This window comes from Sutterella massiliensis (genome assembly GCF_016899755.1).
Taxonomy (GTDB): domain Bacteria; phylum Pseudomonadota; class Gammaproteobacteria; order Burkholderiales; family Burkholderiaceae_F; genus Sutterella; species Sutterella massiliensis.
On record NZ_JACJJC010000008.1, the window covers coordinates 75,294 to 89,378 of the forward strand.

General features: G+C 57.9%; 10 protein-coding genes. 5 read left to right on the plus strand and 5 right to left on the minus strand.

What is annotated here, in order from left to right; translation table 11 throughout:
* The first annotated feature begins 203 nt into the window (after positions 1–203).
* The 3 genes from H6A60_RS06450 (at position 204) to H6A60_RS06460 (ending at position 4,680) form a co-directional block, all read left to right on the plus strand.
* Positions 204–797 (plus strand): cytochrome c3 family protein, encoded by a 594-nt coding sequence (locus H6A60_RS06450; RefSeq protein WP_205102595.1) that lies wholly within the window; start codon positions 204–206, stop codon positions 795–797.
* Between the two features lie 185 nt (positions 798–982).
* Positions 983–3,655, plus strand: a complete 2,673-nt coding sequence (pepN, locus tag H6A60_RS06455; RefSeq protein WP_205102596.1) for an aminopeptidase N — start codon at positions 983–985, stop codon at positions 3,653–3,655.
* 23 nt (positions 3,656–3,678) lie between these two features.
* Positions 3,679–4,680: a class 1 fructose-bisphosphatase gene (locus tag H6A60_RS06460; RefSeq protein ID WP_205102597.1), complete on the plus strand. Its 1,002-nt coding sequence runs from the start codon at positions 3,679–3,681 to the stop codon at positions 4,678–4,680.
* A 122-nt stretch (positions 4,681–4,802) separates the two neighbouring features.
* On the opposite strand, the gene H6A60_RS06465 is transcribed toward H6A60_RS06460, so the two are convergent.
* A complete protein-coding gene (locus H6A60_RS06465) occupies positions 4,803–5,372 on the minus strand; it encodes a LapA family protein (protein WP_205102598.1) in 570 nt (189 codons plus the stop codon).
* A gap of 177 nt (positions 5,373–5,549) precedes the next feature.
* Between H6A60_RS06465 and upp the strand changes: the two genes are divergently transcribed.
* Together upp and H6A60_RS06475 are read left to right on the plus strand one after the other, a co-directional pair.
* The gene (gene upp, locus H6A60_RS06470; protein ID WP_205102599.1) at positions 5,550–6,197 is read left to right on the plus strand and encodes a uracil phosphoribosyltransferase; all 648 of its coding nucleotides are present in this window, start codon (positions 5,550–5,552) and stop codon (positions 6,195–6,197) included.
* A gap of 501 nt (positions 6,198–6,698) precedes the next feature.
* Positions 6,699–7,526, plus strand: coding sequence for a succinate dehydrogenase/fumarate reductase transmembrane subunit (locus tag H6A60_RS06475; protein WP_205102600.1), 828 nt, complete (start codon positions 6,699–6,701; stop codon positions 7,524–7,526).
* A 140-nt stretch (positions 7,527–7,666) separates the two neighbouring features.
* Here H6A60_RS06475 and H6A60_RS06480 read toward each other — a convergent pair whose 3' ends face one another.
* The 4 genes from H6A60_RS06480 to H6A60_RS06495 form a co-directional block, all read right to left on the minus strand.
* The gene (locus tag H6A60_RS06480) at positions 7,667–9,442 is read right to left on the minus strand and encodes a M24B family metallopeptidase (protein WP_205102601.1); all 1,776 of its coding nucleotides are present in this window, start codon (positions 9,440–9,442) and stop codon (positions 7,667–7,669) included.
* A gap of 8 nt (positions 9,443–9,450) precedes the next feature.
* Positions 9,451–9,807 carry a hypothetical protein gene (locus tag H6A60_RS06485; protein WP_205102602.1) on the minus strand — a complete coding sequence of 119 codons (357 nt, stop codon included), beginning with the start codon at positions 9,805–9,807 and terminating at the stop codon, positions 9,451–9,453.
* A 78-nt stretch (positions 9,808–9,885) separates the two neighbouring features.
* Positions 9,886–13,020 carry a DEAD/DEAH box helicase gene (locus H6A60_RS06490; protein WP_205102603.1) on the minus strand — a complete coding sequence of 1,045 codons (3,135 nt, stop codon included), beginning with the start codon at positions 13,018–13,020 and terminating at the stop codon, positions 9,886–9,888.
* Between the two features lie 393 nt (positions 13,021–13,413).
* Positions 13,414–14,082 carry a Maf family protein gene (locus H6A60_RS06495; protein WP_205102604.1) on the minus strand — a complete coding sequence of 223 codons (669 nt, stop codon included), beginning with the start codon at positions 14,080–14,082 and terminating at the stop codon, positions 13,414–13,416.
* Positions 14,083–14,085: the final 3 nt, after the last annotated feature.

Below are 14,085 nucleotides of genomic sequence, written 5' to 3' on the forward strand. Positions count from 1 at the left end.
ATTGATGCGTATCAATGACGCAAAACCCTTCCTTACAATTTGCTGAATATCATTACAACCTATCTTATTAGCAGCGGAAAGCCGTTGCCGACTGCAAAATGTGTTTGACCCCTCGACTTCCTTCGTTGGTGCCGTGTCGACCCCTCGGACGGCAAAATCTCTCGCTTAACCAGGAAGCCGTTCTATAACTAAGGTTCCAAAAAATGGAAAAGAACAGCAAATGGTATCTCGCCCTCATCTGCCTGATCGGCGTTGTGATCGGCATTGTTTTCGTGGGCGTTCTCACCAGCGTCGTTCATTGGGCCGGCTCGCCGAAGTTCTGCGGTGAATTCTGCCACTCGATGGATCTCACGTACGTCGCCTACCAGAAGGGTGACCACTTCCGTACGGGTTCGGGCGCTACGGCTGGCTGCTCGGACTGCCACCTGAAGAATCACTCGAACGAACACGTCGGCCCGATCGATTACGTAGCGCTTCTGCTTGACAAGGCGCACGCCGGTTCCGTTTCGCTCGTCGGCGAAATCCAGGGCAGCATGAGCACGCACGAAAAGCAGCTCGCTATGCGCGAACATCTCGCTCAGGAAGTCTACGACCAGATGATCGACCGCAACTTCTCGGCTTGCCGCGGCTGCCACGACGTCGAAAAGATGTATGACCCGAAGCGCCCGATGCTTGCCGAAATCCATCGCGGCTTCGGCCCCGAATCCGAAAAGAAGGTTGACTGCCTCGCCTGCCATCCGACGGCTGGCCACAACTACGGCTACATCATCCCGCGCAAGACCGCTAAGACGGAATAACGACGCGAATTTGCCTCTGCGCACGTGAAGAGATCCCGGTTCTTCGGAGCCGGGATTTTTTTTGCCTCAAGAAACCTTCTTGCGACGTGTCGAGCGCAGATTGCTAAAATTTTCAAATTCTTCGAAATTCGGAGCGAAGGGTGCCAATACCCGACCGCTCCTACAGCACAGGCTGAGACAAAAATATGGTTCAGACGATTCGACGCGAAGACTATCGCGCACCTGCGCATCTCATTGACGAGGTGCGCCTTGAGTTCGATCTCGATGCCGAAAGCACCGCAGTAGTCAACACGATGCACGTGCGCCCCAACCCGGCGGCAAACGGCCAGGATGCGTCGCTCTTTCTTGATGGCGAGGATCTCACGCTCGTGAGCGTTGCCTTGGACGGCAAACCGCTTGACGAAAGCCGCTACACGCTCTCGCAGGAGGGACTGCTCATTCGCGACATTCGTGAGCCAGCCACCGTCACCATCGTCAACCGCTTCAGTCCCGCGGCCAACACAGCGCTCTCGGGCATCTATGTCTCGGGGCAGACGCTCATCAGCCAATGTGAAGCACAAGGGTTTCGCCGCATTACCTTCTACATGGATCGTCCCGATGTGCTCGCGAAATTCACAACCGTTATCCGCGCCTCGAAGGAAACCTTCCCCGTGCTGCTCTCGAACGGCAACGCGGGTGAGGCCAAAGACCTTGAAGACGGCCGGCACGAAGTAACCTTCGTCGATCCGTTCCCCAAGCCCTCCTACCTCTTTGCGCTCGTTGCCGGCCAACTGGTGTGCCGCGAAGAAAAGTTCCGCCTCAAGGACGGGCGCCTTGCGAACCTCTCCGTCTGGGTGGAGCCGCAGGACCTCGACAAGACCGAACACACGCTCGAAAGTCTCAAGAAAGCGATTCGTTGGGATGAAGAACGCTGGGGGCTTGAACTCGACCTTGACGATTTCAAAATCGTGGCGACGAAAGATTTCAACTTCGGTGCAATGGAAAACAAGGGACTCAACATTTTCAACAGCAAGTGTGCACTTGCCAACCCGAATGTTGCGACCGACGAGGACTATTTCCACATTGAATCGGTCGTGGGCCACGAATACTTCCACAACTGGACAGGCGACCGCATCACGCTGCGCGACTGGTTCCAGCTGACGCTCAAGGAAGGCCTCACCGTCTTCCGCGACCAGGAATTTTCCGCCGACATGCTCGGCGAACCGTCGGCCCGAGCCGTGCAGCGCATCAAAGACGTCATTTCGCTGCGTGCCGCGCAGTTCCCGGAAGACGCGAGCCCCATGGCGCACCCGATTCGCCCCGATTCCTATCAGGAAATCAACAATTTCTACACGATGACCGTGTACGAAAAAGGCGCTGAAGTCATCCGCATGCTGCAGACGCTGCTCGGCCGCGATACCTTCCGCAAGGGCTTTGACGAATACATCGCCAAGAATGACGGCTCAGCCGTCACCTGCGAGGCGTTCCTCGAAGCAATGACGAGCGTTTCCAAACGCGATCTGCGCCAGTTTAAGCGCTGGTTCTCGCAAGCGGGCACACCGCGCGTTAAGGTTCGCAGCAACTGGAATGAAGAGGAAAAGAAGCTCACGCTGTCGGTTTCGCAAACAACGCCTTCAACGCCGGGGCAGCCCGTGAAGCAGCCCTTCCTCATGCCCTTCCCCGTCGCGCTTTTGAATGGCGACGGTATTGAAATGCCCGTGAAGCTCGAGGGCGAATCGGGAGCGGGCGTGGCCGGCACGCGCATGCTCGAACTCACGGAGAACAGCCAGGAATTCGTTTTCGTCGATTTGGCTGAAAAGCCCATTTTGTCGCTCAACCGCGGCTTTGCCGCACCGATCATCCTCGATGCGGGCCTCACGCGCGAAGAGCGTCTCTTCCTCGCCGCGCGTGACGGCGATCCCTTCAACCGCTGGGATGCCATGAACGGGCTTCTCATCGAAGCGGTCCGCGACGAAACGCGTGCTCGTCTTTTGCACGAGCCGCACGATATCGATCCGCGGCTTCTCGAGACCGTCGGCGCCATTCTCAAGGACGAATCGCTTTCGCCCGCCTTTAAGGCTGTGGCGCTCGCGATGCCGACCGAAAAGATCGTTTCTGAGACGCTTCCCGTGATCGACCCGCATGCGGTGCACGCTGCCTGGGTTGCGGTTCGCAATGCCATCGCCAAGCGCAACTTGAGCGCCTTCATGGAAGCGGCGGAAAAGAACGTAACTCCGGGCGAATACGACCCGAGCGCCGAACCCGCTGGCAAGCGCGCCCTCAAGAACCTGGCGCTCGGCTACGCCATTGCCGCTGGCAACGCGCGTGCGACGATCCTCGTCAAAGATCAGTTCACCACCGCGACGAACCTCACGGACAAGCTCGCGGCACTGCGACTTATGGTCAATTCGCAAACGCCGGCGAAGGAAGATATGGAGGTCGACGCCCTCAAAGCTTGGGCGGGCGAACCGCTTCTGCTCAACAAGTGGCTGCAGATCCAGTCGACTGCGTCGTCCTTTGCGGGCGAGTCGCTTGTTCTCGAGCGCGTTCGCGAGCTTGTGCGCTGCGACTTCTTCTCGATTCGCAATCCGAACAACGTCTACTCGCTGCTCATGCCGTTCTTCACGGCCAATCCGGCGGAATTCCATCTGCCCGACGGCTCGGGCTATGCGTTCTGGGCAGAAATGGTGCTTGAACTCAACCGGATCAATCCGCAGGTAGCTTCTCGCGTTGCGCGTGCGCTCGAAAACTGGCGCCGTTACGTCTCGCCGCTTGCCTCCCGCATGCACGACGCCCTCGAATCCGTTTACGCACGTCGCGAAGAACTTTCGCCCAACGTGCTTGAAATCATCGAAAAATCCCTCAACAATCCCGTCTGATCTCTCAACAAAGGACATTGAAAGTGACTCCGCTATCGCTTCAGCAATACCTCGCTCGCGAAGAAACGCTCCGAGGCCTCGATCCTCAGCTTGCACGCGTCATTTCGGGCATTTCCGAAGCCTGCAAGACGATCAGCTCGCTCGTGCGTCAGGGTGCGCTCGCCGGCGTGCTCGGCCTGGCTGGCTCGGAAAACGTCCAGGGCGAAGAGCAGAAAAAGCTCGACATCATCAGCAACGACATCTTCGTTGAAGCGCTTGTTCAGACGGGCGCCGTCTGCGGCATGGTGAGCGAAGAGGTCGACCACGTGATCAGCGTGCCCGAAACCGAAGCCCTCGGCCCGTACCTCGTGGCATTCGACCCGCTCGACGGCTCGAGCAACATTGACATCAACGTGTCGATCGGCTCAATCTTCGGCATTCTCCCGGCCGACCGCCCGAAACGCGTTGCCGTTGAAGCCGACTTCTTCAAGCCTGGCCGCAACCTCAAGGCTGCAGGCTACTGCATGTACGGTCCGCAAACGCAGCTCGTGCTCACGCTCGGTCAGGGCGTCGTGATGTTCACGCTCGATCCCTTGACGGGCACTTTCCGCTTGACGCGCGAAGCCGTCCGCGTCGAACGCGAAGCCAAGGAGTTCGCCATCAACATGTCGAACGAACGCTTCTGGGAAAAGCCCGTTCAGCGCTACATCGGCGAACTGCTCCAGGGTAAGGACGGCGTTCGAGGCAAGAATTTCAACATGCGCTGGATTGCCGCGATGGTGGCCGAAGTTCACCGCATCCTGCAGCGCGGCGGCATCTTCATGTATCCGCGCGACTCGCGCACGCCCGATCGTCCGGGCAAACTCCGTCTTCTTTATGAAGCCAATCCCATGGCCATGATCATGGAGAACGCGGGCGGCGCCGCCACGAACGGCCATGAGCGCATCCTTGACATCACGCCGGAAAAGATCCACGAACGCGTGGCGGTATTCCTCGGCGCTGCCGAAGAAGTCGAGCGAGTGACCGCTTACCACCTCGATAAATAAGCACGTCCGGTCCCCGACCGCCGGCGCAGAACGATAGCGCCGGCGCCGCCGGTTGTAGAATCCGCCGACCTAAAAAGGCCGCATTCCTTTCGAATGCGGCCTTTTTACCGTTTAAGAGCGGCTTAAAAGAGCTCGCCGAAAACCTCCTTTTTCTTCTTCTCGTCGGCAACCTCTTCGGCAGGCGCGGGAAGCGTATCGCTCAAACGCTTCTGAACAGCTTTGAGTTCAGCAAAAATTTCAGCCTTGGCCGCCTCGCGCTCAGCACGATTCTCTTCGGCCTGTTTGCCAAGCTGCTTTTCGAGCACGTCGAGTCGCTCGCGGAGCACCTGCATACTCTCATCGCTACGCCCCGTCAGAACAGCCTCGAGATGCTCGAAGCGCGACTTCATTTCTTTTGTGGCCTCAATGAGACGGCTCTTGTCGGCCTCCTCAGCGAGCTGATGCGCGCGGCGCGCCTCTTTGTAGGCCGAGCGCAATTCAATCAGAACGCTCGCCTGCTGCCAGATCGTATAGATGCCAAGCAACAAAATGATCACCGAGAAACCGCACACCACCAAAACACCGAGCGGCGCCTGAATTTCGGTGTAGACCAAATTGACCATCGTCACCTGAGAGAGCGTCGTCCAGTTGATGATGAGGAACACGGCCATCACGACGAGAACGAGCAGAATGCCTAAGGTACGGAACTTCACATGGGTCTCCTTGGTGTTTGGAAGGCGAGAAGGCGCCCTCGAGCCCCTCTCTATAATACGAGCAGATATTTTAGGCCCTGACGGACTTTTGAGCTTCCGCGAATGCTTCTTGCTGTCGTGCGAACCGCATCCCGCGGTCCGCCGCTCGGTGCTTGTCAGGCGAAGGAGTTTAGTTTCATGCTGACCGATCCCCGTTTTCCGAAGCTTCACATCGTCGATCATCCGCTTGTCCAGCACAAGCTCACGTTGATGCGATGCAAGGAAACTTCCACGCGCGACTTTCGCGAGCTTCTCAAGGAAATCGCCATGTTGATGGGCTACGAGCTCACGCGCGACTTTCCGCTCGGAACGGCACGAATCGAAACCCCGATTGCCTCGTGCGACGCCCCGGTAATGGAAGGCAAGAAATGCGTGATCGTGCCCGTGCTTCGAGCCGGCCTCGGCATGACCGACGGCTTGCTGATGCTCATGCCGTCGGCTCGTGTTGGTCACATCGGCCTCTACCGCGATGAAAACCTGCAGCCTGTCGAATACCTCGTGAAGCTTCCTGACGTTGAAGGCCGCACTTTCATCGTCGTCGACCCGATGCTCGCAACCGGCCACTCTGGCATTCACGCCGTCGACGTTCTCAAGAAACGCGGCGTGAGCGGCGAAAGTATCCGCTTTATGGCTCTCGTAGCCGCCCCCGAAGGCGTGAAACTCTTCAGCGAGCATCACCCCGACGTGGATCTCTACGTTGCCTCGCTCGACGAATGCCTCAACGAGCATGCCTACATCGTGCCCGGCTTGGGCGATGCAGGCGACCGCATCTTCGGTACGAAATAACGGTTAGAACAACGCCGCGCACAGCCGCTGCGTAAAGTCTTCACCAACAGAGCACTCGCTTTTCCGCATGAGAAGCGAGTGTTTTTTACGCCGTTTCCGAAGACGGCCGTCAATTCACCCATTCAAAGTGCCTTGATAGCACCTTCGCACCGCCCTGCTTAGTAAGCACACACTTATTTAATAATTTATACGCTTATTTACTTATAAAATCTTTCAAAAGTTTTTCAGTTTTTCATCACTATTTTTATAGTATTTACCCTTTATTTAACCAGCCAATCCCCGTTTACAACTTAATTTCATACTCCCTTAGAGGCAATAAAGCTTTCTTTTCTTAAGAAAACAAATTTTTAATTTGATAATTATCAATTTATATGCGTACGCCAAAGTGCATCATAAGGGCCACGTTAGCGGGTGCAGAGTACGTATCGGCACCTTGCTTTAGTTGAATTTCCCGGATGCGAAGACATCCGCTCAATTTTCTTCTCAGTAGGAACAGTCATCATGACGACCCCTGATTCCGTCAAGTACGCTCACGTTCCGACCGCCACCGACAACGTGTGGGGCGTCGGCCTCAAGGATGCCAAGCGTCAGAGCAGCAAGACCGCTCTCCTCGACGTCCTGCAGTCCGTCACCGGTCTTATCCTCGGCATCTTCCTCTTCTGCCACATGGCCTTCACGAGCTCCGTGCAGTTCGGCAAGGACGTGTTCATGAACCTCATCATGACCTCGGGCGGTGCCTTCATCGATGGCGAAGAACATCTCTGGATGCACGTCGTTTTCGTCGGCTTCATCTTCCTTTGCGTCGTTGTGCACATGTTCTGCGCCCTTCGCCGCTTCCCGACGTCCTACCATCAGCTTCGTGACATCAAGGCTCACGTCCGCATGGTTCATCATGAAGACACGACCCTCTGGTGGATCCAGATCGTCACGGCCTTCCTGCTCTTCCTTCTCGTCTTCCCGCACCTCATCAGCATGCTGACGAATCCGGCAGGCTTCGACCCCAACCTGATCGGCGTGCACACCTACCACAACGGCCTGCTCTACACGTTCATCTTCCTGGTCGTTACGGAACTGCACGGCATGATCGGCCTCTATCGCCTTGCTGTTAAGTGGGACATCTTCGAAAAGAATCCGGAACGCAACGTTATGGATCAGCGTCAGGGCGACCGTGCCGGTCTTCGCAAGGGCATGCTCGTTGTCGCTCTCCTCATGATCGTCTGCGGTTCGCTCACGATGTGGAAGAACTACTCGATCGGCGCCGAACAGGTCGCTGCCGGTCAGGAAGCTCAGCGCTACGAAATGCCTGCTGACCTCAGCTGGTACAAGTAATGTGAAGTGAAGCGCGCATGCTCGATGCGTGGCATGCGCACCTTCAAAAAGCTTCAAAAGGCCGCCCGAATATCGGGTGGCCTTTTTGTTTGTTCACTAATGACGACTCGCTGAGAAGCGCGCCAGCCTGCTTGAACCCATCAGAGCGGCGCGGCGGCTTTCTCCAACCAAGAGAGCGCCCGTGGACTGACTCTGTTTCGGAGCGCTTCAACACAGCGCCGATTGAATGCGTTTAGCTGTTCGACGAGTTCGCCGAAGGGTCGCCCAAGAACCCGAACGTCGATCGGGCAGAGCGTGAGCGGCTCGAATGCCAAGAACTCCCCGAAAGCGGTGCTTTCGGCTTTGCGAACAAACATGAGATTTTCGACGCGCACCCCCCATTCGCCCGGTCGGTAAATACCGGGTTCGTTCGAGACGACGTTGCCGGGTGCCATTGCAAACCGCGTTGCCCTCGGCGAAATGGTCACAGGGCCCTCGTGCACGTTGAGAACATACCCGACACCATGTCCGGTTCCATGGCCGAAGTCGATGCCTTCGCGCCAGAGCTCCATGCGGGCGGCCACGTCGACCTGCGCCCCCGTCGTTCCGACAGGAAACTTCAAATGCAGAAGCCGCAGCATCGCACGCGTAGCGAGGACAACGTCGCGGCGCATTGCCTCGCTCGGCATGCCGACGGCGCTCATGCGGGTCACGTCGGTTGTGCCGCAATCGTACTGTGCCCCCGAATCGATAAGCAGCAGATTCCCGGGCTTGAGCACCGATGACCGACCGGCAAACGGCTGGTAGTGCGGCATGGCGGCATTTGGGCCGTAAGCCGCGATTGTCGGGAAGCTTTCGTCCAAAAAGCCCGGCATGCGAGCTCGGTGTGCATGCAGGCACTCCGCCGCGTTCCACTCGGTAAGCCGCTCGCCCTTCGAGAGCCGCTCATCGAGTTCGGCATAAAACTCCGTGAGTGCGATAGCGTCCAAAAGATGAGCCTCGGCAATGGCTTCAAGCTCCTCACTTGTCTTTTCGGCCTTGCGCGCTGCGACGGGATTGGGTCTTGTAAAAGAAAGACGCTCTTCGCCGATCGCCTCCAGAAGATCCACAGTAACGGTCGAAGGGTCGACAAGAATTCGCCCCTGTTCGGCGAGTTTTGCCAAGTCACGCTCGAGCTCGGCCGAGGGTCTCACGTCAATGGCTTCTCGCTGAAGCTTTTCAAGAAGTGCGTCAGAAAAACGCCCGGCATCGGCGTAGAGCATCGCTCTCGACTGCGTGACAAGCAGTTCAGCCTCAAATACGGGATTATTGGGGACATCCGCACCGCGCAGGTTCGTTACCCACGCGACATCGTCGAGCGATTCGAGAAGGAGGCCGATCGAACCGCTCTCGGCGAGTTTTTCGCGTACGGCACGCATTTTTTCCCCGCGTTCGACGCACGGCCGACGCATTTCGGCAATGGCACTCGACACGGGCTTCGGCCGCTCCGGCCAGATACCGCTCCAGTCAAACGCCGTCGGCAGGAACTTCAGTCCGCAAGCCGCAAACGCCTCTTCACAAAGAAGGGCATCCTCGTAGGAAATCGTTTTTTCGTCGACCGCCACCACAGATCCAGCTGGCAAGCGTTCACTGAACCAGTTCGCACAAGCTGCGAGATCGCTCGCGGGTCGACGAATCAGTTCCGCCCCCGAAGGGAGCTCTCGTTGCGCCTGTTCCCAATAGCGGCTGTCAGTAGCAAGCGCCAATTCGTTCGGGAGCACAAGGAGCGTTCCCGCACTGCCTTTGAAACCCGAGAGCGCTGCGCGCAGCTGCCAATGCTCGGGGACATACTCGCAAAGGTGCGGGTCGCTCGTCAGAACAAGTGCGCCGCTAAAACCCTTGCGGGCAAGGAACGCCCGAAAGGCAGCCAGTCTTGCTTCATCTTGCCTTGTCGTCAATTTCTGCCTCAGAACAGCTTTCGAATCGTAATCGTGACCGGAAAGCCCACGTGACTGTCGCTTTCCTGATCTTCGCCGATATTGAGCGCAACAAGGCGCCAGCCGGCATCACGCAGCTCATCGAGCGTTGCGCTCACCCCGATATCCGAGCAAGCAAACACCGTCTCCTTGGCACGGCTGAGAACCGTCACTGGCGTCTGCGACACGCATGTCATCTGCGCTCTATAGGGAGCATCGAGCAGTGGGTCGCGCCCCCCGGGGCCGCTCATTGCATCACCCGTGTTGTGTCCCGACTGCGAAGCACAGCCGCCAAGTAAAAGCGCAGCCGCAGAAACGAGCAGCAGGCACCGAATTTTTGCACTCATTGAAAACTCCTCACCGCCGATTGTCGGCCTTGGACCGATTCGGCTTTTCGGGCAGCCGCCGCGACAGCTGCCGCACCATCAGTTTTTGCCGCCGTTCTTACCGCGTTGCCTGCCCGCGAACTTATTGCCTTTGAAGCCCTGCGGATTCTTACCCTTGCCTTTTCCCGCGCGCATGCGGTTGGGTACTCGGTTGTCAGGCTGACTCGTGGCACCGAAAACCGTATGAAAGCCCAGGTTGTCGCGCATCGGCATCGTCTGCGGCAGCGAGAGTGTCGCAGACCGATAGTCGAAGGGATCGGCAGGCTGCCAAGCACTCGCAGGAAGGCTGAAGTCCGTTTTTCCCGAAAGCTTTTTCGGTTTGTAATGGATTGAATTGCCGAAATTGTCTTCATCAACGGAGGCTACCTGCTCGCGCTTAGACTGGTTCTTGAACTTGTTCTTGAACTTAAAGTGCTTGCGCTGCGCGCCGGGTTTGCCGTCCTGACGCTTGAGCTTCTCACCCGAAGGAACTGCACCAGCAGGATCCGTCGCACGATCGTTCGTCCTTTCGGGCACGGGCGGCTTTTCGAGTGCATCCGTCTTTTCCAACGGATTTGTTGCCGACTCGGCCCGATCGTTCTTACCGTTTTTTTCTGCCGCACTTTCTCGCAGCTTGCGCAAATGCTTCAGGCGCTGCGTTCGCGGCGTGCGAAGCGTCGAACCCGCCTTCTTGGCGGTCGACTTGGGTTTTGACGCAGAAGCCGTCACCGCAGCGGGCACCATCGGCGCCGTCATAGCGTCTGAGAGCTCGTCGAGCGCCTCGGGTGAGTATTCACTCGAAGCCATGGCCGCCTTGGAAACGACCTGCTGAACGGGCTTGGGCTTGGGGCCAACATGTTTAAGCGGGCGATTGTTCTTTTTCTGCCCGACGCGCACCTTCTCCTTGCGCGGCTTGGCGGCAGGCACGAGAGCATTGTCCTGCGGCTGCTCGGCGTTGTTCGCATTTCTGCGTCGCTTGCCGTTGAGCTTGCCGGCGGTCGAGCCGAATGCATCTTTGCCCTTGCGAACAGCGCCGTTCTTTTTGCCGGCACCCTTCGCACTGCCGGGTTTCTTCGAAGACATAAAACCGAGAATCGAATCGTCGCTCTCGGAGAAGGCGGGAAGCCGTGCGGTATTGGCCGCAGACTTTTTCACGAAGCGGCGTCTACCGTTTTTGCCGACCGTCTGATGCGTGAGCGGTTCATTCGTGCCGCGCATCGCTCGGCGCTCACGCGCCTGCGCTGCGCGCAGTTCGACCGTGTTCGAAGAAAGAGGTTCGGTAATGGTGATTTCGTTGTCGACGTGAGGCTTCGGCACATAGCCAGACCGAATCGTGAGCGTGCGGCGAGGTGCGGCGGCTTCGGAGGCGCCCGGAACCGCTACGGCGCCCTCTTCCGCCCCTTCGCTTTCGTCCTCAACAACGTCGAGAGCCGTCTCTTCGTCGCCCTCGTCGTATTCGTCGAAATCGTCGTACCCGACGTTCGCCTCATCCGCGTTGAGCGCCTTCCCGAAAATGTCTTCGTTTTCTTCGAGGCTCTGGCCAAGGTCATCGCCCTTCGATGCATCGCCCTGCTGCCAGTCCTCTGCACGGACAAGCGCTTCAACGTCTTTATCGTCAAAGAGCGCTTCGCGCGTCTTTTCAGGGGGTTCCTGAGACACCGCCAGAGACGCTACGCTATCGCTTCGCGCAGGGGCATCCGACTGTACGAACTCCGCAAGCGAAGCAACGACGCCGGTAAGATCGTCCGTCTGCACGGACACGGGTTCGACCGGATCAACCTTCTTTTTTCTCGTCCGCTTCTTCGGCACCGCCTCTTCGTTCGACGCAGCAACCCCTTCGACCTTACCGACAAGATCGGATACAACGGCCTTCTTTCGCGTGCGTTTGGGCTTTGCGGTCGCGGGCGCCGACTTATTTGCCAAAGGCGTCTCGTCAGGGCTTTTCAGCGCTGCGGCCAACGTGGCCGCCTGCTGCTCGCAATCGGCAATTTGAGCGGCCCGCATCTCTGCCGTTTCGATAAGCTCGTCTGCAACCGGAACCGCAAGACCAAACGGATTGGCAAAGACCCAGCTGCGACCGATAATTTCGGCCGTCTTCAGCACGCGGCCCATGTCGCCAGGCTGCACGAAGCTAAAGAGCGCACCGAATTGGGGCACCGCAGCGGGATTCACCTCGATGATCTTGAGCGCATTCAGATACGCTCGCGGCGACGCAGGAAAGTCGTAAAAAACGACGGAATCGATGCCGCAGCCTTCAAAAAGGGGAATCGCGTTGGACATCGTGACAACGAAGTGGCGACCTTCAGCACCGAAAGCTGTCGGATCGACCGGTTCGTAATAGGCGGCTCCCTCGGGATACTGAACAGCCGCCCGGATCTCGCCTTCGGCAAGAAGCTTTTTGACCTTGGGAAGATTCTGCGCGCTGTTAACAACAATCAGCGTCCGGCTGTAGCCGCTCCAGCCCTTGTCGAACATGTAGGGCACGAGCTTGTTTCGCCTGTATGCGGAGACCACCATGAAGCGCTCGCACACGACGCTCTTCGTACCGCTCGGTGCAGCAGTCAAAATCTCAACATCAACACCGACGCTCCTTGCAAAAGTCTCGATTGCGGTGCCGGCCTCGCTCGCCAAAAAGAGTTTGCGTTCAACATGAACCGTCTCGCAAAACTCGCGAGCTTCGTCGGCAAGTCGGTTCTGACAGATTTTTTCAAGCGAACAGAAAACGCCGAGTGGCACCGACTCGAGTGTGAGTCCCGCTTTTTCGTATGTACTTCGAATGACGGCGGGCGTTCCGATGACAACCTCGGGTTGGGCCTCGACGAGCTTTTGCAACCGAACGTTCGCCTTCCAAGCATCGTGCAGCAGGAAGGCCGCAAAACCCAAAGGCGAAGCAATCGCATCAAAGGTTTTCTTGAGCTTTTCGGCGTGCTGGCGACTCGAAGAGAAAAAAACAACGCGCGGCCCTTGGGCTGGGGACGCTTCGGCGGAAGCGCGATTCTTCACGAGCAGCTCGATCGCGGCAACCATGGCCGCAGTCGTCTTGCCTTCGCCCTCGAGCGAGAGCAGAACGAAATCTTTCGGTTCGTCCCTTCTGGCCAGATAGAGCGACTGAATGGGACTCAGCGCCCGAAGGTCGAGAAGCGCGTTCAGGCGCTCGGCAAGCACATTGGAGAGATTGAACTGAGATAAATCCACAATTATCTTTCCGACCAAACGCATTGGCTGCCCGCGCTCACCGGCGAACGGCCAAGGCCTAGAAATGAGGACGCCGGGACGTCCTCACGCAAAAACGGATCTAACAATAGAAGTGCTTTTCGCTCGCGGCGAAAGGCGAAGCGGCAGCCCGCTCGAACGGAAATGTCGAGACATGTGCGCCGTGCGTGCACGACGCCGAAAGCGGAGCGGCTGCGGGGCATTCAAAAAATTCGGACCGGGCAGCAGACTGCGACAGGATCGAAGGCCCCCTGGCGGCTTCAATCCGAAGGCACCGACCTTTCGCTTCGCTCAGTCGCGCTCTAGTTGAAAAGTCGTATGCCTCGGCGTGAAGCTCATTTTAGCGAAAGCCCGAAGAAAGCTGCCTATTCTTTTTTAGCAACGCCCGCCCGCTGCTTGACCGCCGAGCGTTGCGAGCGCGGGAACGGGGGCACCGAGCACTGCGAGCAGCGCCGTCGTTTCACAGACAGGCAGTCCCATGATGCCCGTGAAGCTCCCCTCAATGCGCTCAATGAAGACGCCGGCAAGCCCTTGAATACCGTAGCCGCCCGCCTTGTCGAAGGGCTCGCCCGTAGCAACATATCCCATCGTTTCCGCACGGGAAAGCGTCCGGAAGGAAACGAATGAAAGACTCACTGCATGACGGCGCTCGCTCTGCGTCCCCGCCCAAACACAGGTCCGCACCTCATGCGTCCTGCCTGAAAGGCACTCGAGAAAACGCACCGCCTCTTCAGCATCCTTGGGTTTACCGAGAATTTCGCCGTCCAGACTGACGACCGTATCGGCAGCAACGATCGGACAACGATCGAATTCCGCCTGCGGATAAAGTCGAGCGCGAAGTTCCAGTCCTTCCTCGAACTTTTCGCGAGCCGTTCTGAATACATACGCCTCGGGCGACTCGTTTGCGAGCACCTCTTCGTCGCCCGGAAAATAGCCGCGGTGCGCCGTCGTGTCGGCAAGCACGCACACCTCGTAGCCGAGTCCGGAAAGAAGTTCGCGGCGGCGAGGACTCTTACTTGCGAGGAAAATTGGACTTCGCTGCATCTT

What these genes read in the sequence shown, in the direction of transcription:
- H6A60_RS06485 (WP_205102602.1), bottom strand. Translation starts at nt 9,807, where the DNA reads ATGAGTGCAAAAATTCGGTGCCTGCTGCTCGTTTCTGCGGCTGCGCTT.
- H6A60_RS06475 (WP_205102600.1), top strand. Translation starts at nt 6,699, where the DNA reads ATGACGACCCCTGATTCCGTCAAGTACGCTCACGTTCCGACCGCCACC.
- H6A60_RS06450 (WP_205102595.1), top strand. Translation starts at nt 204, where the DNA reads ATGGAAAAGAACAGCAAATGGTATCTCGCCCTCATCTGCCTGATCGGC.
- pepN (WP_205102596.1), top strand. Translation starts at nt 983, where the DNA reads ATGGTTCAGACGATTCGACGCGAAGACTATCGCGCACCTGCGCATCTC.
- upp (WP_205102599.1), top strand. Translation starts at nt 5,550, where the DNA reads ATGCTGACCGATCCCCGTTTTCCGAAGCTTCACATCGTCGATCATCCG.
- H6A60_RS06495 (WP_205102604.1), bottom strand. Translation starts at nt 14,082, where the DNA reads ATGCAGCGAAGTCCAATTTTCCTCGCAAGTAAGAGTCCTCGCCGCCGC.